This is a genomic window from Aequorivita sp. H23M31 (assembly GCF_004022485.1).
Taxonomy (GTDB): Bacteria; Bacteroidota; Bacteroidia; order Flavobacteriales; family Flavobacteriaceae; genus Aequorivita; species Aequorivita ciconiae.
In genome coordinates, this window is record NZ_CP034951.1 from 2843850 (window position 1) to 2866479 (window position 22630).

Below are 22630 nucleotides of genomic sequence, written 5' to 3' on the forward strand. Positions count from 1 at the left end.
CTTAGTTTTTGATAGTTACTCGTTGCCCATCCCTGATGGTTTTGGCGCCTTCCATAATCAGGGTGTCACCAACTTTTAAACCAGATTTTACCTCGGTGTGGTTGGAATACGATAATCCCGTCTCGATAAATATGCGTTTTGCTTCTCCAATGGAATCGTTTATCGGTTTATAAAGGTATGCGATTGTTTCACCAGCAGAATTTTCCTGAAGAATGTTCTCGGGAACGGTAATGGATTTTTGAGATTCATAGTCATTAACCTTTACGGTGGCAATCATATTTGGTTTTACTAAGCCATCCTTATTCGGAATCTCCACTTTGATCTCAAAACTACGATTGTTGGGATTAATGTATTTACCTACCTGTTTTACAGTTCCTGTGAACTCTTCATTAATTGAAGCTAAATTGACTATTACCTGTGTACCATCATGAATGTTCTTTAAATAAGTTTCAGGAATTGAGGCTTTCACATACATATTGTTCAGGTTTACCAATCTGATAATTGGCGTTTGTCCAGGCACGACTACTTGACCTGGATCTGAAATTACATTGTCCACAAAACCGCTAAAAGGAGCTGTGATTACAGTTTTAGACAATTGGGACTGCAATTGTCGATTGGCATTTTTTGCGGCTTCATAGTTGGTCTTTGCTTGGAGATATTGAATCTCGGAACCAATCTTTTGGTCCCAAAGACGTTCCTGCCGCTCAAAAGTTGTTTTAGCCAAAGCCATTTGAGCTTCCTGTTGTGCCACTTGGCTTGAAAGTCCACCGTCGTCAATTTTGGCAAGTCGCTGTCCTTTTATAACTTTCTGGCCTTCCTTTACATAGATATCAGTGAGAATACCAGAATATTCGGCATTCAGTACAATGTTTTGGTCCGTTTCCACATTTCCCTGGACCTCGACATAATGTTTAAAGATGGTATCCCTAACAATTTCAGCGGTAATTAGTACTGGACGTTCTTCTTTTTCGTGGGAATCGATATAGGCATTAAGTTTATCTAAGTCACTTTTCAAATCACGTTGCTTTTGGTTGAGTTCCGTACGTTTTGCTTTTATATCCGAAATATTTCCCGAATCTATTACAGCATCCACCGATTTGTTGTCATTACCACAAGAGGCGAGTGCAACGACGGTTATTAGGAGTAGGATTATTTTTTTCATTAGTGGTTATTTTTGAAGTCGATGGGTTATGAGTCGATTAGTTTAGAAATTCGAATTAATTTAAAATATCTCATTTATTTATCAGAGCCAAATAACAGGCTTTGAGGAAAAAATTTATTTATTGAATGTTTTCTTAAATTTTGTGCATTGTTATTTTCATTATTATCACTTTAGTTGAAGTTCAACTCTTAAGACAGTTTTCTCATTTCCCCAACCATTTACTGGCCTTTACGCCCCAAAACGCTAAACACCAAACCCTCAACTTATTTAATCAATATTTTTATGGTCAATTCGCAACTCCGGAATATTAAGGACGGTTTCCAGATTGGCCTTTTCGTTAATCACATTAAGCATTGCGCGAAAATACATTTGCTGTGCGGTATATAGCTGCGTTTGCGCCTGGCGCAGGTCGAAACTGCTGGATAGCCCCTCCGTAAACTTTACCTGGTTTTTAATTTCAATCCGCTCTGCCAATTGTAGGTTTTTCTTTGAATTCTCTAGATTGTCGATTGCGAATTGATAGTTGCTTCGTGCAGAAGTCAAGTTCAATCTTATCTGCTCCTTAGTTTGTTCCAAATCCGTCTTTGCCTGATCCAAAGCTATTTTATGGCGTTGAGTGGATGCACTCCGCATGCCACTACTAAAAATTGGTATGTGCATACTAACTCCGAAAATTGAGGATTGATACCATTTTTGGTCTCCATTGAAGAAACTGAAAGTTTCACTATTGGCGGAGGTTCCATAGTTTACAAAAGCCGAAAGACTAGGAAGAGCTTTGCTTTTTTCCAGTTGCATTTCCAAAAATCGCTGGCTGACCAAATTGTTTGCTATTTTGTAATCTACGTTATCATCAAGTGAAAGCGATGCATCCATTAAGGCAAGGCTAACATTTTGCCTGGCCAATTCGTCAAGATCATCGGTTAAGGTAACAGGAATCTCAACACCTATGCCTAAAGAAAGATTGAGCATTTGCTTCGCTATAGCGTAACTTCTGCGAGCATTACTTAACTCTGTTTCTACATCGAGAAGTGTTATTTCCAATTGCTCTACACTTTCTTCTTCGGTTAGTCCATTCTCAAAAATAGCTCTTGTCTCTTTTAGGTTTTTATCAAGATTGGTCTTATTCTTTTCAAAGATTCCAACAAGTTCTTCGGCGAGGAGCACACTTCCGTATGAATTGATTACCCCCTTTCTTACTTCCAAACGAGTTTTCTCATTGGCATTTTCAGAATAATTCAAAAATGTTTTTGCCGCTTTGAGTCCAACTAGATAACTACCGTCGAATATTAATTGGTTTAAAGTTGCGACGGCATTCGCACTCTGTTTGGTTCCGAATTTTAGAGGGATATATGTTCCTGATTCACCGCCACCAAACTCTGCCGGAATAAGAGTTACAGGCTGTTTTAAATTATTATTGTAACTTATATTTCCGTCAATTTGAGGGAGTCCAGAGGCAGTGGTTTCCCATTTTTGTTTTATGGCTTTGGCAATATCACGACGTGCGTTTATCGAGGTATAGTTACTATCGAGAGCGAAATTAATTGCCTCTTCTAGACTAAAGCTATAAGACTGTCTTTCTTGGGAAAAACAGCAGGTAGAAATAAGTAGAAAGCTGAAAATCAAAATTCTATTCATCATCGGTTTGGTTTTCTTTAATAAATCTGTTTAGACTCAATAAGCCTTGTGGTGTTACAATCCCGCGTAAATGATATTCAAGGTATTCATCGGCGATATAAGTGGTGGAAAACTGTTGGTTCGGAAAAAGGTTTTGGTCCCTAATACCCGTAATTCCCACAAAATAGACGCGGGCGATAAATTCAGGATCCAGATTTTTCCGGTATAAGCCCATAGCTATTCCTCTTACAATGTTTCTTTTTGTGCATTTCATCATTACGTCAAACTGATTTTGGCGCAACGATTTGCTTATTTCAGGATAATATTTTTCAAGTTGATATTGCGGAGAAGATTCCTCGTTACGAAGTTCATCCATTATGAACTTCTTGATTTCAAAGAGTTCATCGATCGGGTTTTTATCGAGCGAACAAATCTTATCAATCCCATTTGTTATACGGTCCAAAATTGAGAAGGTACATTGCTTTACAAGAGCCGTTTTGTTTTTGAAATGGATGTAAATCGTTTTTTTCGAGATTGCCAATTCATCTGCAATATCGTCCATAGTTACACTTTTAAAACCCAGTTTTAAGAAAAGGCTCGTGGCTTTCTGTATAATTTTCGTTTTCATATTGGACCGCGAAGATACGCTGCGGAAACTATCGGAACAAAAATAGTTTCCATGGTTTATCAAATTTAACATGAGCTTAACTCATTTTAATATTTGACTCTTTAAAATGTGTGCATTTGTAGGGCTTGTTTTACTTTAGCCAAAAAATTTTGAAATGGAGGTTTTGAATAAATATAATGAGGCTCTTACAGTTCGGCTTCGCTCAGCAGTGTCAAAAAAAGAGCCCAAACAACTTTATGAGCCTATACAATATATTTTATCCTTGGGAGGTAAGCGGATCAGACCAGCTCTTACGCTAATGGTATGTGAGTTCTTTGGGACCGAATTTAAAAAGGCAATTCCCGCTGCTCTGGCCGTTGAACTGTTTCATAATTTTTCGTTGATGCATGACGATATCATGGACCAAGCACCCTTACGAAGAGGGAAAACTTCAGTTCACGAAAAGTGGGATGTCAATACGGCAATCTTATCTGGGGATGCGATGTTGATATTGGCATATAGATATTTTGAGGATTACGAACCTCGGATTTTCCAAGAATTAGCTAAGCTTTTTAGCGAAACCGCATTGCAGGTTTGCGAAGGACAACAATTCGATATGGATTTTGAAACCAGGGAAGATGTGCAGGTGGTAGAATACATTCAAATGATTGAGCAGAAAACTGCCGTATTGTTGGGAGCAGCCATGAAAATGGGCGCGATTGTGGCGGATGCTTCAGAGGAGGATAAGGAAATAATGTACCAATTTGGGAAAAATCTCGGAATTGCTTTTCAGCTTCAGGATGATTATCTCGATGTCTTTGGAAATCCAGAAACTTTTGGAAAACAGGTAGGAGGGGACATCATCGCAAACAAAAAGACGTTTTTATACCTTATAGCGGAAAAGAAAGGATCGAAAGCACAGACGAAAGAACTCGCGCATCTTTTCACCATAAATCCAGTAGAACCAAAAGGCAAGATCGACACGGTCACCAAAATCTTTAGGGATTCTAAGGCCGATGAAGCTTCCCGAATGGAAATTGAAAAGTTCAGTAAGAAAGCTTATGCTTTATTGGACAAAGTGAATATTCCCGAAGATAAAAAGGAACTTCTCCGAAAGTTTGGCGAAAATTTAATGCAGCGCGATGTTTAGAAATAAATCCTTACAAAAGGTGCATAAGGTTCGGCATAAATACTTTTATCCCTGTCATAGAGAACATCATATCTTATGCCCATCGTAAAATTGCCAGTGCGAAATCCTGCACCTAAATATAATGCTGGGTACCAGAAATCTTCCCTAAAATTGCCTCCATCGTACTCGTATTTTCTACTTACATGGAGTTCCTCCAATTCTGCCGAAAGCTGGATTTCCGGAATTACATTATAAAGTCCAATCAGGCTTCCTCCAAGCACGGTGGAGGAATAATGGTTTTTCCAGCTATTATATCCCACATTTAAACCAACTCCCAACGCAAAGCTTTTATCAAACTGATATATTGCACTGGGAGAAAGGGAACCGCTAAACGTTCCATTGCCAAAACTGAGGCCAATTCCTCCTCCATACCTTACGTGCGAATTGAAGTCTTGTCCACTAACATTATAGAAGGATATCAAAAAAATAGTTGCAATTAAAAAATTGCGGATATGTCTGAATTTCATCTTTTTCATTGTAGATTTTTAAGCGATTGTAATTTATAAATATATGTTTTCAATCCCACTAATTAAGGTATTTATTGTACTTTTGTACCGTTTAAATAAATAAGTCCTTTTTGTATATTTATCATGGATAAATTCTCATTCCTAAACGCGGTACATCCTTCTTATATCGCTGAACTTTACGAAAAATATTTACAATACCCAGACAGCATCGAACCCAGTTGGAGAGCTTTTTTCCAAGGTTTTGATTTTGGTTCTGAACCCAATAACCGCGACTTTTTTGACGCTCCGGAATCTGCACCTATTTTTGTTCAAGAGCAGACCAATGTTGACGTGGGAGCCCTTTGTGCGGATGTGGTAAAGGAATTTCAGGTAGTTAGGTTGATTGATGGGTATCGCACACGAGGTCATTTATTTACCAAAACAAATCCCGTTCGTGAACGTAGACAATATAGTCCTACTCTGGCGATCGAAAATTTTGGGCTTTCACAGCACGATTTAAAGGAGAAGTTTAAGGCCGGTGAAATAATTGGGCTTGGTGAAGCTACTCTTGAGGATATTGTCAAACATCTTGATAAAATTTATTGCGATTCTATTGGAATTGAATATATGTTCATCAGAAATCCAAAGGAAATTGATTGGATTCAAAATAAATTAAATGCCAACGATAATCAACCTGATTTTTCGTCTGAACACAAAAAGCATATTCTTAAAAAACTTAATGAGGCTGTTGTTTTTGAGCATTTTCTTCATACTAAGTATGTAGGACAAAAGCGATTTTCTTTAGAAGGTGGAGAAAGTTTAATACCTGCACTCGATACTCTAATCGAGAACGCAGCGGAAAAGGGTGTTGAGGAGTTTGTAATGGGTATGGCCCATAGAGGTCGCTTGAGTACCCTTACCAATATTTTTGGGAAAAGTTCTAAAGATATTTTCAGCGAATTTGACGGTAAGGATTATGAACAGGTCATTTTTGATGGTGACGTAAAATATCACCTTGGTTGGACTTCAAAAAGAAAAACACCATCCGGTAAGGAAATCAACTTGAATATTGCGCCTAACCCCTCTCACCTTGAGACTGTAGGTGCAGTAGTACAAGGAATTGCCCGAGCAAAACAGGATGATCATCACAAAGAACACCCAAATAAGGTTTTACCAATCATCGTTCACGGGGACTCTGCCATCGCCGGTCAAGGCATCGTTTACGAAATAGTCCAAATGGCACAATTGGATGGTTACAAAACCCAAGGGACCATACATATAGTAATTAACAATCAGGTAGGGTTTACCACAAATTATCTCGATGCGCGCTCGTCATTATATTGTACCGATATTGGAAAAGTTACCTTTTCGCCCATATTGCATGTTAATGCCGACGACGTAGAAGCAGTAGTACACGCAACTTTGTTCGCATTGGATTTCCGAATGGAGTTTGGTCGAGACGTGTTTATCGATTTGTTGGGTTATCGTAAATATGGACATAATGAAGGGGATGAACCTCGATTTACCCAGCCAAAACTATATAAAGCCATAGCTAAACACAAAAATCCGAGTGTTATCTATTCCGAAAAGTTGATTGCCCAAGGGGTTATCGAAAAGGAGGATGTGGAAAAAATGGAACAGGAATACAGGGATAAATTAGAAGAAAATCTAGAGGATTCCCGTAAAGAAGATAAGACTACCATCACTCCCTTTATGCAGGATGAGTGGCAAGGCTTTGACTATGCCCGAAGAGATAAAATGCTCGAAACGGTTGATACTACTTTCGATCTTAAGAAACTCGATGACATTGCAGAGGTAATCACCAAGTTGCCGGAGAACAAGAAGTTTTTGAAAAAGATTGAAAGACTTATTGAGGCTAGGCATACTATGTATTTCGAGGAGAATAAGCTCGACTGGGCTATGGGCGAGTTGCTCGCATACGGAAGTCTTTTAAAAGAGGGACACGACGTACGGATGAGCGGGCAAGATGTGGAGCGGGGAACATTTTCACATAGACATGCCATACTTACGGTTGAGGATAGTGAAGAAGAAGTTTGTTTACTGAATGACCTAAAGGGTGATCAAGGCAAATTTTACATATATAATTCCCTACTTTCGGAATATGGGGTTGTTGGTTTTGATTATGGATATGCTATGGCGAGTCCAAGAAGTTTGACAATTTGGGAAGCTCAATTTGGAGATTTCAGCAATGGAGCGCAAATAATGATCGATCAATATATCTCGGCTGCGGAAGATAAGTGGAAGCTTCAGAACGGTTTGGTTATGCTTTTGCCCCACGGCTATGAAGGTCAAGGCGCCGAGCACTCATCAGGAAGAATGGAGCGTTATCTTCAGTTGTGCGCAACAGATAACATGTTTGTGGCAGATGTAACTACGCCGGCCAACCTTTTCCATTTGCTTAGAAGACAAATGAAGACTGATTATCGAAAACCGTTAATAGTCTTTACACCTAAAAGTCTTCTTCGCCATCCAAAAGTTGTTTCTACAAAAGAGGAAATGGCCAAGGGAAGTTTCCAAATGTTGATAGATGATGAAGAAGCAAAAGTGAAAAAAATAAAAACTCTCGTTTTTGTTACCGGGAAATTTTATTACGATCTTCTGGAGAAAAGAGAAGAACTGGAGAGAGATGATGTGGCTTTGGTACGGCTAGAACAATTATTCCCACTTCCCAAGGATGAGATTAGAGCAATAATAAAGAAATATAAAAATGCGGATGATATTGTATGGGCCCAAGAAGAACCGAAGAACATGGGAGCCTATTCACATATGCTGATGCATTTTGATGAAGCGAGAAACTTTAGAGTGTGTAGCAGAAAGATGTATGCCGCTCCCGCAGCGGGAAGTAGCGTTCGTTTTAAAGCACGGCACGTAAAAGTAATTGAAAGTGTTTTTGATAAGGATATGGAATAGTTTTTCTTGGACCTATTTCTTAATTTTAGAGGGTAATACCGTCAAATGAAATTATAGGCCATCGAAAATAGAATTCATGAAATCCGAAGCGAAAATGTGATGTTCGATTTTGATCTTGCTTAAATTTATGGTGTGGAAACCAGAGTTTTGAAACAAGCAGTATGAAGGAATATGGAACGTTTCCCTTAAGATTTTATGTTTCAAATTTCTAAAGGGAATTTGAAGAATTGAGATAACAATCTGAAATAGCAAGTGATCACAGTAGAACGAGATATATGCCCTCGTCTTAACATAGCAAGGTATGGCAGTGCTCTCGGGAGTACTGAGAAACAAAACAGCCATTATTGTGAATATTTCAACAATGAGAGCCTTTGTGATGATTTGAAAGTTTGCACTTTCACATAAAGATTTAAGTTAAAAACTTTCAGAACTGGAACAAAGGTATGATCAACAATTTACGAATGTTTACGATGCCTTGAAGTATTTGATTAAGAAGGACAAAAATGAAAAGGAGCAAACGTCGAGACAGAGAATAGGGATATAAATAAAAAGTAAAAAAATAGGTAAAATCAGCTTCAGTGTTTTAGGTCATTGAGGTTAAATTAAATAAATATTATGGCATTAGAAATGAAAGTCCCATCTCCGGGAGAATCAATTACCGAAGTAGAAATAGCATCGTGGTTAGTTTCAGATGGCGATTATGTTGAAAAGGATCAGGCCATTGCCGAAATAGATAGTGACAAAGCTACTTTAGAGCTTCCAGCCGAGGCAAGCGGGATCATTACCTTAAAAGCTGAGGAAGGCGATACGGTTGCGGTGGGTGAGGTTGTTTGTTTGATAGATACCGATGCGCAAAAGCCCGGTGGCGACGAAAAGTCCTCAGATAAAAAGGAGGGCAAGAAAGAAGAGGATAAAAAAGAAAAGGTTAAAAAGGAGGAAACGAAAAAATCGGAAGACAAACCAAAAGCAGACTCAAAACCGGTAGCCCAAGCTGAGGCTAAAGAGGCCAAAACTTATGCTACAGGAAGTGCTTCTCCTGCCGCCAAGAAAATCTTGGATGAAAGATCTATTCCGGCAAAAGATGTAAAGGGAAGTGGCCGCGATGGTCGCATTACTAAACAGGATGCGGTGTCTGCCGTGCCCTCAATGGGAACTCCAGGTTCAGGAAGTAGAGGTAGTGAGAGAAAGAAACTATCAATGCTTCGTAGAAAAGTAGCCGAGCGTTTGGTTTCTGCAAAGAATGAAACCGCGATGCTTACTACATTCAACGAGGTGGATATGACTCCTATTTTTGAATTGAGAAAAAAATACAAAGATCAGTTTAAGGATAAACACGGTGTCGGTCTTGGATTCATGTCATTTTTTACACTTGCCGTGGTTCGTGCGCTTGAAATATATCCAGATGTAAATTCAATGATCGATGGAGATTATATGATTACTTACGACTTCAAGGATATATCGATTGCTGTTTCTGGTCCTAAAGGATTGATGGTTCCCGTAATCAGAAATGCTGAAAATCTTAGTTTCAGAGGTGTTGAGGAAGAAGTGAAAAGACTTGCCCTTCGTGCACGTGATGGACAAATAACCGTTGATGAAATGACAGGAGGTACATTTACAATTTCTAACGGTGGAGTTTTTGGAAGTATGCTTTCTACCCCAATTATCAATCCGCCACAATCCGCAATTTTGGGGATGCATAATATTGTTGAAAGACCTATAGTACGAGATGGGGGAATTGTAGTTGCTCCTATTATGTACGTGGCACTTTCATACGACCATAGAATAATTGATGGAAAGGAATCTGTAGGATTTTTGGTAGCCGTAAAAGAGGCTCTAGAAAATCCAGAGGAATTGTTAATGGAGAGTAACGTTATCCGCGCATTGGAGTTATAAAATCTCCTTAGATAATAAAATAAAAATCCGGCCTTGAAAGACCGGATTTTTTTGGTTAGTTAGATAATTCACTTTGGTTAGTTAGATAATTCGTTCTAAAATTGTATTGAGAAATAGAATTTATCGTGATGTAAAGATGCAATGTTTAATCAACGCTCGAAATACGTGTTCACACGTAATTTTCAATTATTATCTTAAAATCCTCAATTATTTTTTAAGTGAGCTTATTTTGATTCTCCTTTGCCCAGATAAGAAGACTATTGGTCTTGGGTTCAAGATCGAGTTTGGTTATAATATTCGATCGGTGTTTCTCTACGGTTCTGTGGGAGATGAAAAGGCGCGAAGCAATTTCCTTATTAGTTTGGTCTTGCGCAATCAGCTTTAGAATTTTCTTTTCCGATGGGGTTAGTTTATCAAGTTCGCTGTCTTCGGTAGAAATTACCCCAATCAGTTCCTTAAGTTTTGCGCTAAAGAATGGTTTTCCATTTTTTACGGTCTGTATGCAGGTTTCAATTTCCTCAAGAGCAAATTCTTTCAAAATATATCCGAAGATATTTAGTTCCTTGGCTTTTTGATACAATTCCTTTTCCTTGTGAAGGGTTATCAATACAATTTTTGTGTGGCACTTCTGGTTTCGGCATTTTTGTGCTATTTCAATTCCGGACATCAAGGGCATCTGGATATCCAAAATAGCGATATCAGGTTGCTCTTGGATTATCAAGTTATATGCTTCACGCCCGTCCTTCCCGCTTCCCATTAAATTGTATCCTTTTTCAATAAGAAAGTCGCTCAGCCCTTTTAATAGAAGTGGATGATCGTCGGCTATAATGATGGATGGATTGATCATACGGCTAAAATTGGAAATTGAAATTCAATTAAAGTTCCCATATCTTTTTTGGAAGTAACCTTCATTTGGCCCTTTAAAACCTTGGTCCGTTCGAGTAGGGTCTTAAGGCCTAGAGATTTAGGATCTTTATACTTATCATTAAAGTCAAAACCTTGGCCATTGTCTTTAATTGAAATAATTATGGCGTCCGGGTGTTTTTTTACGGAAACCTTTCCAGCTCCTGCGCGGGCGTGTTTTACAATATTGCTTAAGCTCTCCTGAATAATTCTATAAATATTTACCTCATCATCTTTTGAAAACACATTATCGATATTGTCCATTTCGGTAGAAATAAATAATGATGTATTTTCATCAATCTGGTCAACCGTATATTCTATTGCTTTTGTTATTCCCATTTCCTGGAGTTGGAAAGGATATAAATCTCGGGATATACCCCGGACTTCTTCAATTGTTTGGTCAACCATCTCCTTTGCCACATTATCCCCATCGCCCATCAATCTGTTTTTGAGGACCAAAAGCTGTTGGCCAATTCCGTCGTGTAGATCTTTTGAAATCCTTCGTCTTTCGTTTTCTTGGTAAACAAGTAATTCCTGACTGAACTTTTCCTGAAGTAATTTATGGCTTTTTAAATGTATTTGATTGCGATATAGCAATACCACCCCGAAGAATAAAAGAATTGCAATCCCTCCGAAGAGTATAGCTTTCTTGAACACTTCATTATCTTTTTCCAAGAGACGGATACTTGTGGTCTTTTCGATAATTTTTTTACCCTGCTTCTCTATATCATATAAGGTTTGATAGTAAACAAGGGCATTGGCAGTACTTTTATTGTAAATGGCATCTTTTATAGCCACAGCCGCGCGAGTACTTTCAATACTTTTATAGGGTTCTTTAACAAGTAGATAAATTTCGGCAAGTAAGTTATGCGTGGCCATTATCTCGTCTTCAATCCCAAGTTGTTCTGCCAACCGGAGTTTTTTCTGTGCCAAATGGAGGGCAGCTTCAAATTGACCAATGGCCTTAAGGTATTCTGCCTTTCCGCCCAAATAATTGATCTCTGATGGGGTATCCCCACTGAAATTATATTCCAAAGCTTCTAGAAAATCCAGGTGTTTTTTAGCTTCATCAAAATCCCCGTCTTCGCAATAATATACAATAAGCATAGAATGGATACCAATAAAAGTTGACTTGTTCGAGGGGTTTTCGTCATAAAGTTTTTCAGCTTTTAGCAAGGATTCGTACTCAAGTTCTCTTTTGCCCATCTTTTTATAATCGATGGCTTGGTTGTAATATTCGCCGGCAAGAAAGGTGTCAAGATTAAGCGACTTCATTTTCTCAATGAGCATATCTCTTTCTTTTTTTGCCTTGTCAAAAAAGCCATTCATGCTAAACATGTTGATAATCCCTTGTTGGGCATACACCATATAGGCATATTCGCCTTTATCTTCGTAAAGAGTATAAGCCTGGGTTAAATTCTCACTAGCTTCTACGAATTTTCCCATGCTGGAATAAGCTTGTCCTCTAAATAGATATACATCTGCTTTATTTAAGGTGTCGTGCTGAGCAAAATTTTGTAAGGCAATGCCATAGTCCTCAATCGCCCTTTCGAGGTTTATTTTGGCCATTGCTCTTCCCCGTTTTAGATATAACCCTCCAAGCAAAAGACTATCTTTAATTCGATCCTTTTTATCAAGTACATTGTCAATAATATTTACGGCTTCGGTGGGATTACTGGAATAATTGGACAACGGCCGCTGAAGATTCATAGCCTTGCGCGCTGCAGCTTCAATATTACCCATGGACTCGGCAAGTTCAATATATTGCAGACTATATTGTATAAATAATTTAGGGTTTGTCGAGAATGTTCTAATTAATAGACTGTCAAGAGCGGCCATTTTTAGGCCCCTGTCATTGGTGGTTTTGATAATATCTTCATATTGTGCCAAGTCCTGGCAAGCTCCCATGCGCGGATATAGGAAGAGAATGAGGAGTAGAGGGACTAGCTTCTTCAAGTTGGCTTGTTTTGTTTGAAGTCTGAGTTAAAAATACTTTAAATTATTGAAAAAACCTTATTAAGCCTTAAACCTATTTCACGTAAAAGCAATTTCTCCCATAATCAATAACTGCGCGATGGTGCTTTAAAAAGTCGGCACCAATAATTCCGTGAACGGGTTTTTCGTTAGCTTGGGTCAATGCTTCATTCACGTGAGAAAGATCGAATAGCACAAAATCCATATCCTTTGTTGTCCAGTTTTCTATAGCAAATGTATTTTTTAAGGAAATCATGGTATCCATATTGATCGCCCCTGCTCCGGCAGCTTTTATAATACTGTCCTCGCTAATAAGTGAAAAATGGGAGCTTTCGTTAAAACCAATACAGCTAGTAGAGGCGCCAGTATCAAGAATGAAGTTTCCTATTACTCCGTTTATTTTTGCAGAAAATAAATAATGTCCAGTGATAAGTTTTTTAAGAGGAATACGATAAAACCCGTGGGCTTCAATAAATTTACGTAATTGCATCAACTTTTTTGAGTAAAGATAGCAAACAAAATCGGTAGCTTTGCCTCTATGTTGACAGACACCCACACCCACTTATACAGTGAAGCATTTAACGAGGATCGATCTCAAATGATGCAACGCGCCTTGGATAAAGGGGTAAAGCGTTTTTTTATTCCCGCCATTGATTCCAGTTATGTTGAAGGAATGTTTTCTTTAGAAAGAGCTTATCCAGATTATGTGTTTTTAATGATGGGCCTGCATCCCACTTCCGTAAAAGAGAATTATTTAGAAGAACTTGCACTCGTAGAGAGCTTTTTCCGAGAAAGAGAATTTATCGCCGTTGGAGAAATTGGAATAGATTTATATTGGGATTCCTCCACTTTGGAAATACAAAAAATAGCTTTTAAAAGGCAGATTCAATTGGCCAAGAAATACAATTTGCCCATAGTTATTCATTGTCGGGATGCTTTCAATGAAATATTCGAGGTTTTGGAAACAGAAAAGGATGACAATCTTTTTGGGATCTTCCATTGCTTTACGGGGACTTTTGAGCAGGCCCAAAAAGCAATTTCTTATAATATGAAATTGGGAATAGGAGGAGTAGTGACTTTTAAAAATGGAAAAATTGATACATTTTTGAATCAGATTCCATTGGAGCATATTGTATTGGAAACCGATTCTCCTTATTTGGCACCAGCACCTTTTCGTGGAAAACGAAACGAAAGTAGTTATCTTATCTATATATGTGAAAAACTTGCCAATATATATGGTATATCCTCAGAAGAAATAGCGCGAATAACCACTGAGAACTCAAAAATGGTTTTCGGAATATAATTTTCAGAAATAATTACAATGACCAAAAAACCTAACATACTCCTTATATATACGGGTGGCACCATTGGGATGATTAAGGATTTTGATACCGGCGCCCTTGTCAATTTCAATTTTGATGAATTATTGAACCATATACCCGAAATTAAGTTATTGGACTGCAATATAACCACCACCACTTTTGAGCATCCAATCGACAGTTCTAATATGGACCCAAAATATTGGGTGGAAATTGCCACAATTATTGAGGATAATTACGAAAAAATGGATGGTTTTGTCGTGCTTCACGGCAGCGACACTATGTCCTATACTGCTTCCGCTTTAAGTTTTATGTTGGAAAACCTTGGAAAACCGGTTGTTTTTACCGGCTCCCAACTCCCTATAGGCGATTTGCGTACAGACGCCAAAGAAAATCTTATTACCTCAATCCAAATTGCCTCGCTTCAAGAAAAGGGAGAATCGAAAATAGCAGAAGTATGTCTTTATTTTGAATACAGATTATATAGGGGAAATCGTACAACCAAGATTAACGCGGAACATTTTGAAGCTTTTGCTTCCTTAAATTATCCCGATTTGGTGATGAGTGGGGTTCATCTTGTGGTTAATGAAAAGGCACTTTATAAACCGAATCGTCGAAAGAAATTGATTGTCCATAAAAATCTTGAAACGGATATTCTGTTGATAAAAATGTTTCCTGGGATGAAAGAAGCTTCGATAAAGCATCTTTTATCCTATCCAAATCTTAAAGGGTTAATAATTGAGACTTATGGAACCGGAAATGTTACCAATGTAAAATGGTTTATCGATGCTCTTAAAGCTATCATCAAAAAGGGTATTCCCGTTGTTAATGTAACCCAGTGTTCCGGAGGAAGTGTGAATATGGGTATTTACGAAACAAGTACCGATCTCAAAAGTATTGGTGTTATTAGCGGAAAAGATTGTACCACTGAGGCCGCCTTGGCAAAGTTAATGTACCTGTTGGGTCAAAATCTATCTACTACCAGTTTCAAAACCATATATGAAACATCACTTCGCGGAGAAATGAGCTAAATAAACCCTCTAAATTATTTTATGGGTGGTTTTTTTTTTTGATATTTGGCACTCGATTGGAGAAAGTGGTTTTCTTACTGAAATATGAAGACGTTTTCTTAGATTATTTGAAATAATGTCTGATAATGATCCCGAGTATTTGCAAGGGTGAAATTAATAGAGAGGTGGCCGAGTGGTCGAAGGCGCACGCCTGGAAAGTGTGTATACGCCAAAAGCGTATCGAGGGTTCGAATCCCTTCCTCTCTGCTAATACATTTTTGTATAATGGAAATATTACAGCGGACTGGCGGATATACTTCCAGCCCAACCTTAAGATAAGGGCGTAAAATTGCTGGTGACTGCTCCAGCAATATAACGTGGAAACTCTTTAGGGATATCTGGATTGGCGGCACGACCGTGAATATTTACTTCGTGCTGGGGTCTTAGTGGTTTTTGGTTCTTGTTGAAATTGGATTAGGATTTTGACATAAGCATTGAATAAGATTGTTTTTTTTTGGCAACAAATTTTATTTTTAAGCGTTTATATCGCACCCTAGAAGAAATTCAGATTTCGATTTCAGATTTTATTTTTCGAAAGTTGATGTACTGCTTGATGCAGTGTGGATTAATATTCTTGTAGTTTAACTAAATTATTTTATATCTTTAAACCCTTAACTAAAAATCAAACTTTAAGTCGATAGCAATGAAAAAATTATTCTCTATTATGGCGGTGGCCGCAATGGTATTTGCAGGCTCGTTCAACGCAAATGCCGCAACGGCGCAAACAATGCCAACAAGCTCACAAGTTTTGCTCACAGCAGCTACTGTTACCTTTATACAGGACGAACCAGCTCCAGCAACTGATGACAACAAAGGTTTTCATCAAGAGTTAAAAGAGCGATTTGTCGAGGGTGGTCCTGGATTTATGGGAATCGTACTATTGTGTTTGATTCTTGGTTTGGCGATTGCTATTGAAAGAATTATATACCTAAACCTTTCAACAACCAATACTCAGAAATTGGCACAAAGAGTTGAAGATGCACTTAACAGTGGCGGTATTGAAGCTGCAAAGGAAGTGTGCAGGAACACAAAAGGTCCTGTAGCATCTATCTATTACCAAGGACTGGATCGTGCCCACGAAGGGGTTGACGTTGCTGAAAAAGCAATTGTTGCTTACGGAGGGGTGCAGATGGGCCAATTGGAAAAGAACGTTTCCTGGATTTCGCTGTTTATCGCCTTGGCTCCAATGCTTGGGTTTATGGGTACGGTAATCGGTATGATTATTGCCTTCGATAAAATTCAGGCTGCAGGAGATATGAACCCATCATTGGTAGCTGGAGGTATTAAAGTGGCACTGTTGACAACTGTATTTGGTTTGATCGTGGCTATTATCCTTCAAGTGTTCTACAACTACATTATTGCAAAGATTGATAGTATAGTAAATAGTATGGAGGATGCTTCAATTACTTTGATCGATATGTTGTTCGATTACAAAACCAAAAATAAACTCTAAACACACCACAAGATGGCATTACATAAAATATTAAAAATAGTAGCAATGCTTCTTAGTGTTGCAGGAATTATTTTTCTTGCAATGATCATCGCGAAAGGTGACGAAGAGGTAGCGGCTACAGGTTACGGTCTTAACGGATTCCTATATGTAGCTTACATTACATTTGCTATAACTGTTTTGTTTGTTCTCTATTTCGTTATTAAGGGAATATTCTCAGGAAACATTAAGAACACTTTAATTTCAGTAGGAGCATTTCTGTTGATTGTTTTAATTTCCTATCTGTTGGCAGATGGAACTCCGATGCAAACACGCGATATTTCGCTTTCTGCGAGCGGTTCTAAATGGGTGGATACAGGTTTATATGTATTCTATATAATGGCAGTTTTGGCCATAGCATCTATGATCTTTAGCGGATTTAAGAAAATAACCAGATAATTATGGCTAGAAGAGGAACACCTGAAGTTAACGCAGGGTCTATGGCAGACATCGCATTCCTGTTGCTTATCTTTTTTTTGGTAACTACTACCATTGAGAAGGACAAAGGTATTGCGAGACAATTGCCGCCAATAGAAGAAATTGTAAACCCTCCGAAAATTAAGGAAAAAAACTTGTTTATCGTTAACGTAAACAGACAGGATCAGCTTTTGGTTGACGAGAACCTTATGGAGCTTAAAGACCTTCGAAAAGCTGCCATTAATTTTCTAGACAATGGCGGGGCACCTCAAGGTTCTCCAGAATATTGCGATTATTGTAAGGGAGGGATGCCTGACAATCCGAATAAACACAGCGCGAAATCATCAGATAATCCAGATAAAGCGGTTATCTCTGTTCAGAATGATAGGCTTACTTCATACAAAATGTATATTGCCGTTCAAAATGAATTGGTTGCTGCATACAACTATCTTAGAGATAGGGAATCGCAGAGACTATACGGCTGGAAGTTTACTGAAATGACCAAGGCGCTTGACGAAGGAAATTTCAAAGGAAACAAAGATGCCTTGCAGGATAAACTCGAGGTTATTCAAAAATTATTTCCTCAGAAATTATCCGAGGCTGAACCTAAAAAATCTGGATCTTAAATATTTATAAATGGCTAAGTTTACAAAGAAAAAAGACGGCGGATTACCTCCGATTTCTACAGCTTCCCTTCCGGATATTGTATTTATGCTACTGTTCTTTTTTATGGTGGTAACAGTATTGCGGGATGATAATTTGTTGGTCCAGAATAATTTGCCAAAGGCAGATCAGGTCGAGAAATTGAAAAAAGATAGATCGGTTTATATCTATGCGGGAAAGCCCAGTGCAAGATATCAGGAGAAATACGGATCTGAACCAAAAATTCAAATCGGAGATAAATATACGGACCTAAGCAACCTAAAATTTGCATTGACCGAGGCTCGTCAGAAATTATTACCTGAGTTACAGGACAAAGTAATGGTTGCCTTAAAAGTTGATGAGAAGACCAATACAGGTATGGTTACCGATATAAAACAACAATTACGTGATCTTAATATGTTGAAGATTATCTATATTACCACTCCAGGTAATGAGGTAAACCAATAACCTATTTAAGTTTTTAAAAGAGCGCCTTGTCTTTAATACTTACGGACAAGGCGCTTTTTTTATTTCTAATTTCTTAAAATACCGCTATCTTTAACATTCAGACAGCTTCAAAAAAATGCGATATTTCTGGATTCTATTTTTACTCCCTTTCATTGGGTTTTCCCAAGAAGATTCTGGGACTTTGACCGATGATGTCCAAGGCGATCTAAAGTATCGAGATGATCAATTCTATTTTGGGGTTACCTATAATCTTCTTATGAATACCCCTCCGGGAATAAATTCTAGAGGTCTTACAGGGGGTGTTCACGGTGGATTTCTAAGAGATATGCCTATTAACAAAAAGCGCGATCTGGCAATAGCGGTTGGTTTCGGTTTGGCATACGACCAGTTTGGACAAAATTTGTTTATAGGAGAGGATTCTAATGGAGAATCGATCTTTAGAATTCTTGATGGGAGCGTAAACTACGACCAGAACCGTCTTGGAATGGCTATGGTCGAAATGCCTTTTGAGTTTAGATGGCGAACTTCCACACCTACAGATTATAAATTTTGGAGAATTTATGCCGGTGCGAGAATTGGATATGCCTATTGGTACAAAGCCACTTTTAGACAACCTGGAAACGGTGTAAACCAGACCAAAATTCCTGAATTTAATCCTGTACGTTTATCAGCTACGTTAAGTTTTGGATATAGCACCTTTAACTTTTTTGTCTCATATAGTCTTAATCCATTCTTCAAAGATGCTTATTTGGTAGAAGGAGAAAATATTGACTTAAGGGCGCTAAAAGTGGGGCTGATATTTTATATTCTATAGCCACATATTAAATAAAACAAACTGGGGCAGCGCACCCAGCAACAATCCCACGCTCAGTTCCGGATAGGTATGCGCATCCGCTTGCAATCTTGAGGAAGCGACCCATCCATTTACGAAAAAAAAGAAGCTTATGGCAGGTAATAGGTTTATTTTAAAATGCGCGCTAAGCCCGATCAAAAACATCAGAATCCCAGCTACACCTATTTGATGTAAACTAACCTTTACCTTAAACAATACCATAATAAGGGCCGAAAAGGCGGAAAATAGGATTCCTATAAAGAAAAAGTACAGCTCTGGACTATCATAGGGATTGAAGACCATTTTGATGATAAGCAATAATAGAACGCATTGGATCATTAACGGAAACTTGCGTTCCTTTACATCTTTTAAATAAATTGATTCTACAAATCCCAGACTGCGAAGTAAAAAAAACACTACTATTGGTATTATTACCGAAATAATAGTAAGTGCAAAAAGATTGGTAATTACCATTTCCTGCTCTACAAATCTTGGGGTTATATAGAAGTAAATGGCCGTTCCCATGATGGGAATTAGTAAAGGATGAAAAAGGATTGAACCGAGTTTTAGAAATAACTTCATCAGATTTCCTTTCTGAGCCTGGCCACGGGAACATCTAATTGTTCCCTATATTTTGCGATGGTTCTTCGTGCTATTGGATATCCTTTTTCCAATAAAATCTTAGCAAGTTTATCGTCGGTAAGGGGTTTCCGTTTATCCTCTTCCGCAATGGTCATTTCAAGAATCTTTTTGATTTCCCGAGTGGAAACATCCTCACCCATTTCATTTTTCATGGATTCGCTGAAAAATTCTTTTATCAGTTTTGTACCATAAGGCGTATCCACGTACTTGCTGTTTGCGACACGGGAGACAGTTGAGACATCCATATTGATTTTGTCTGCAATGTCTTTTAGGATCATTGGTTTTAGTTTGCGTTCATCACCGCTTAAAAAATATTCCTTTTGGTGATTCATAATGGTGTTCATTGTTACAAACAAGGTCTGTTGCCGCTGTTTTATGGCATCGATAAACCATTTTGCCGCATCGAGTTTTTGTTTAATAAACATTATCGCCTCTTTCTGTTCCTTCGATTTATCCTTTGCCTCCTTGTAGCCTTTCAGCATATTCGTATAATCGTGCGAAATATGGAGTTCAGGCGCATTTCGCCCATTGAGGGTTAGGTCCAATTCGCCATCAATTATCTTGATGGCAAAATCGGGAATCACGTGTTCAACAATTCTAGTATTGCCAGAATAAGTTCCACCCGGCTTTGGATTCAATCCTTCTATTTCGCGAATTGCTTCCCGGAGTTGGTCTTCTGTAATATTAAATTTTTGGATAAGTTTTTTATAATGTTTTTTGCTGAATTGTTCGAAAGCGGTTTCCATAATTTCTATGGCCAAGGTAACTGACGGAGTAGGTTCTTTTCGCTCTAATTGAAGTAGCAAACATTCTTGAAGGTCGCGGGCGGCAACGCCAGGTGGATCCAATTCCTGAACAATTTTCAGTACTTTTTCAACTTTATCTTCTGAAGTATAAACATTTTGGGTAAAAGCTAGATCATCAACAATATCCTCGATCTCTCTTCTTATATAGCCACTCTCATCTACGCTGCCCACAAGAAATTTGGCTATTTCCACCTCATCCTCGTCCAGTCGGTAGGTATTGAGCTGTTGTAATAAATATTGGTTAAAGGAAGTTCCTGCAGCGTAAGGTATTTGACGGTCCTCATCATCTGCACTATAGTTGTTCGCCGAAAGTTTATAACTTGGAATTTCGTCATCACTTAGATAGTCATCTACGTTAATGTCCGTTTCGATTACTTCAGTGCCATCATCATAATCTTCTTCATAACTATCATTGTCAAATTCATTCCCAAAATCCTCACCTTCCTCTTTCCCACCTTCAAGAGCAGGATTTTCTTGCATTTCCTGTGAAATCCGTTGTTCAAAAGCCTGCAAGGGAAGTTGAATCATCTTCATCAACTGGATTTGTTGGGGAGATAATTTTTGTGAGAGTTTTAAATTTAACTGCTGTTTTAACATAGTATAATCGATACTTCAATAAAGATAATTAATCCGACTGCTTTCTACGATAAGTTCTTATTTTTACTATCATCTATCAAAGTTATTTTCTTCTTTAGGAAAGCTTAATATTAGAAATCGGCATTGCCGGGAGTTCTTGGATAAGGGATAACATCTCGAATGTTCCCCATCCCCGTTGTAAACTGTACTAAGCGCTCGAAACCTAGTCCGAAGCCACTGTGCACGGCTGTTCCAAACTTTCGCAGATCTAAGTACCAATATAACTCTTTTTCGTCAATATTCATTGCGCGCATCTTTTCCAGAAGTACATCGTATCTTTCTTCTCTCTGCGATCCACCCACAATTTCTCCTATTCCAGGAAAAAGCACGTCCATAGCGCGCACGGTTTTTCCATCGTCATTTAGACGCATATAAAAAGCCTTAATTGTCGCTGGATAATCAAAAAGGATTACTGGCGATTTAAAGTGCTTTTCCACTAAATACCGCTCGTGCTCACTTTGCAGATCTGCACCCCATTCTTCAATAATATATTTGAATTTTTTCTTCTTATTTGGAGCGGAATTTTTTAATATATCAATCGCTTCAGTATAGCTTACCCGTTTGAAATTGTTTTCCAACACAAAACGAAGTTTGTCCCGAAGTTTCATTTCACTACGCTGATCTTGGGGTTTGTTCTTTTCTTCTTCAATTAAACGGTTCTCTAGAAACTCCAAATCGTCGTCACAATTGTCCAAGGCGAATTTTATAACGTATTTTATAAAATCCTCCGCCAAATCCATATTGGCATCTAAGTCATTAAAGGCAACCTCTGGTTCAATCATCCAAAATTCCGCCAAGTGCCTACTGGTATTTGAGTTTTCGGCCCTAAAAGTTGGACCAAAAGTATATACTTTCCCGAGTGCCATAGCATATGATTCTGCTTCCAATTGGCCACTCACGGTAAGATTTGTTTCTTTTCCGAAGAAATCCTCTTTATAGTTTACATTTCCGTTTTCATCTAAAGGAATGTTTTTGAGGTCAAGGGCGGAAACGCGAAACATTTCACCCGCACCCTCAGCATCACTTCCTGTAATAATAGGAGAGTGCATATAGAAAAATCCATTTTTATGGAAGTATTCGTTGATGGCAAACGCCAGTTTTGAACGTGTGCGCATCACGGCTCCAAAGGTGTTCGTACGGATACGTAAATGCGCCTGTTCCCGAAGGGTCTCAAGAGAGTGTCTTTTTGGAGAAAGAATTGTCAGCTTAACATCATCTGGGTGAGCTTCTCCCAAAACGGTCAGCTTTGAAACCTGTACCTCTACGGTTTGTCCCTGCCCCTGACTTTCAACCAGCATTCCCACGACCTCCACAGCGGCTCCAATAGAAACTTTTCTAAGGAGTTCATCATCAAAATTTTCAAAATCCACTACACATTGCAAGGTTTTGATTGTAGACCCATCACTTAATGCGATAAATCTATTGCTTCTAAAGGAGCGCACCCAGCCTCGCACTTTTACTTGGTGATGAGTGGGCTCGGTTTTTAACAACTGGTCTATGGTTCTACTTAACATTCGTAATATTTTGAGGGTGTAAAGATACTTTTAAAAAAAATTCAAAAAAAGTGAAAAGCTCTCGATTCGAAACGGT

The 22630-nt window shown here is 38.3% G+C and carries 20 protein-coding genes and 1 tRNA gene; 11 read left to right on the plus strand and 10 right to left on the minus strand.

Annotated features, from left to right (window positions below):
* Position 1: 1 nt before the first annotated feature.
* The 3 genes from EI546_RS12555 to EI546_RS12565 form a co-directional block, all read right to left on the minus strand.
* A complete protein-coding gene (locus tag EI546_RS12555; protein ID WP_128250863.1) occupies positions 2-1162 on the minus strand; it encodes an efflux RND transporter periplasmic adaptor subunit in 1161 nt (386 codons plus the stop codon).
* Positions 1163-1429: 267 nt separating this feature from the next.
* The gene (locus tag EI546_RS12560) at positions 1430-2800 is read right to left on the minus strand and encodes a TolC family protein (RefSeq protein ID WP_128250864.1); all 1371 of its coding nucleotides are present in this window, start codon (positions 2798-2800) and stop codon (positions 1430-1432) included.
* The gene (locus EI546_RS12565) at positions 2790-3404 is read right to left on the minus strand and encodes a TetR/AcrR family transcriptional regulator (protein WP_128250865.1); all 615 of its coding nucleotides are present in this window, start codon (positions 3402-3404) and stop codon (positions 2790-2792) included. The genes EI546_RS12560 and EI546_RS12565 overlap by 11 nt, the downstream gene beginning before the upstream one ends.
* 154 nt (positions 3405-3558) lie before the next feature.
* Between EI546_RS12565 and EI546_RS12570 the strand changes: the two genes are divergently transcribed.
* A complete protein-coding gene (locus EI546_RS12570) occupies positions 3559-4533 on the plus strand; it encodes a polyprenyl synthetase family protein (RefSeq protein ID WP_128250866.1) in 975 nt (324 codons plus the stop codon).
* Here the strand turns inward: EI546_RS12570 and EI546_RS12575 are convergent.
* Positions 4530-5048 carry an alpha-ketoglutarate decarboxylase gene (locus tag EI546_RS12575; RefSeq protein WP_240673110.1) on the minus strand — a complete coding sequence of 173 codons (519 nt, stop codon included), beginning with the start codon at positions 5046-5048 and terminating at the stop codon, positions 4530-4532. The genes EI546_RS12570 and EI546_RS12575 overlap by 4 nt on opposite strands.
* Positions 5049-5162: 114 nt before the next feature.
* Here EI546_RS12575 and EI546_RS12580 point away from each other — a divergent pair, with 114 nt between their 5' ends.
* Together EI546_RS12580 and odhB are read left to right on the plus strand one after the other, a co-directional pair.
* Positions 5163-7949, plus strand: coding sequence for a 2-oxoglutarate dehydrogenase E1 component (locus tag EI546_RS12580; protein WP_128250867.1), 2787 nt, complete (start codon positions 5163-5165; stop codon positions 7947-7949).
* Positions 7950-8564: 615 nt separating this feature from the next.
* The gene (gene odhB, locus EI546_RS12585) at positions 8565-9842 is read left to right on the plus strand and encodes a 2-oxoglutarate dehydrogenase complex dihydrolipoyllysine-residue succinyltransferase (protein ID WP_128250868.1); all 1278 of its coding nucleotides are present in this window, start codon (positions 8565-8567) and stop codon (positions 9840-9842) included.
* A 214-nt stretch (positions 9843-10056) separates the two neighbouring features.
* Here odhB and EI546_RS12590 read toward each other — a convergent pair whose 3' ends face one another.
* The 3 genes from EI546_RS12590 to EI546_RS12600 all read right to left on the minus strand — a co-directional run bounded on the left by EI546_RS12590 (position 10057) and on the right by EI546_RS12600 (position 13209).
* Positions 10057-10689 carry a response regulator gene (locus tag EI546_RS12590; protein WP_128250869.1) on the minus strand — a complete coding sequence of 211 codons (633 nt, stop codon included), beginning with the start codon at positions 10687-10689 and terminating at the stop codon, positions 10057-10059.
* Positions 10686-12701, minus strand: a complete 2016-nt coding sequence (locus EI546_RS12595) for a tetratricopeptide repeat-containing sensor histidine kinase (RefSeq protein ID WP_128250870.1) — start codon at positions 12699-12701, stop codon at positions 10686-10688. Before EI546_RS12595 ends, EI546_RS12590 begins: the two co-directional genes overlap by 4 nt.
* Positions 12702-12774: 73 nt before the next feature.
* Positions 12775-13209: a retropepsin-like aspartic protease family protein gene (locus EI546_RS12600; RefSeq protein ID WP_128250871.1), complete on the minus strand. Its 435-nt coding sequence runs from the start codon at positions 13207-13209 to the stop codon at positions 12775-12777.
* Between the two features lie 48 nt (positions 13210-13257).
* Between EI546_RS12600 and EI546_RS12605 the strand changes: the two genes are divergently transcribed.
* From EI546_RS12605 to EI546_RS12640, 8 genes are all read left to right on the plus strand, one after another.
* Positions 13258-14022, plus strand: a complete 765-nt coding sequence (locus EI546_RS12605; protein WP_128250872.1) for a TatD family hydrolase — start codon at positions 13258-13260, stop codon at positions 14020-14022.
* Between the two features lie 18 nt (positions 14023-14040).
* Entirely contained in the window at positions 14041-15069 is a 1029-nt protein-coding gene (locus EI546_RS12610; RefSeq protein WP_128250873.1) for an asparaginase, read from the plus strand.
* A 158-nt stretch (positions 15070-15227) separates the two neighbouring features.
* Positions 15228-15315 (plus strand) — tRNA-Ser (locus EI546_RS12615).
* Between the two features lie 436 nt (positions 15316-15751).
* Entirely contained in the window at positions 15752-16561 is an 810-nt protein-coding gene (locus tag EI546_RS12620; RefSeq protein WP_128250874.1) for a MotA/TolQ/ExbB proton channel family protein, read from the plus strand.
* Between the two features lie 12 nt (positions 16562-16573).
* A complete protein-coding gene (locus tag EI546_RS12625) occupies positions 16574-16996 on the plus strand; it encodes a hypothetical protein (protein ID WP_128250875.1) in 423 nt (140 codons plus the stop codon).
* Positions 16997-16998: 2 nt separating this feature from the next.
* Positions 16999-17640, plus strand: a complete 642-nt coding sequence (locus tag EI546_RS12630) for an ExbD/TolR family protein (RefSeq protein WP_128250876.1) — start codon at positions 16999-17001, stop codon at positions 17638-17640.
* Between the two features lie 10 nt (positions 17641-17650).
* Entirely contained in the window at positions 17651-18124 is a 474-nt protein-coding gene (locus tag EI546_RS12635) for an ExbD/TolR family protein (RefSeq protein ID WP_128250877.1), read from the plus strand.
* A gap of 115 nt (positions 18125-18239) precedes the next feature.
* Positions 18240-18938 (plus strand): porin family protein, encoded by a 699-nt coding sequence (locus EI546_RS12640; protein WP_128250878.1) that lies wholly within the window; start codon positions 18240-18242, stop codon positions 18936-18938.
* Here the strand turns inward: EI546_RS12640 and EI546_RS12645 are convergent.
* From EI546_RS12645 to asnS, 3 genes are all read right to left on the minus strand, one after another.
* Positions 18933-19538, minus strand: a complete 606-nt coding sequence (locus EI546_RS12645; RefSeq protein ID WP_128250879.1) for a hypothetical protein — start codon at positions 19536-19538, stop codon at positions 18933-18935. The two genes, EI546_RS12640 and EI546_RS12645, sit on opposite strands and share 6 nt — an antisense overlap.
* Positions 19538-21001: an RNA polymerase factor sigma-54 gene (rpoN, locus tag EI546_RS12650; RefSeq protein WP_128250880.1), complete on the minus strand. Its 1464-nt coding sequence runs from the start codon at positions 20999-21001 to the stop codon at positions 19538-19540. The genes EI546_RS12645 and rpoN overlap by 1 nt, the downstream gene beginning before the upstream one ends.
* 110 nt (positions 21002-21111) lie before the next feature.
* Entirely contained in the window at positions 21112-22554 is a 1443-nt protein-coding gene (gene asnS, locus EI546_RS12655; protein WP_128250881.1) for an asparagine--tRNA ligase, read from the minus strand.
* Positions 22555-22630: the final 76 nt, after the last annotated feature.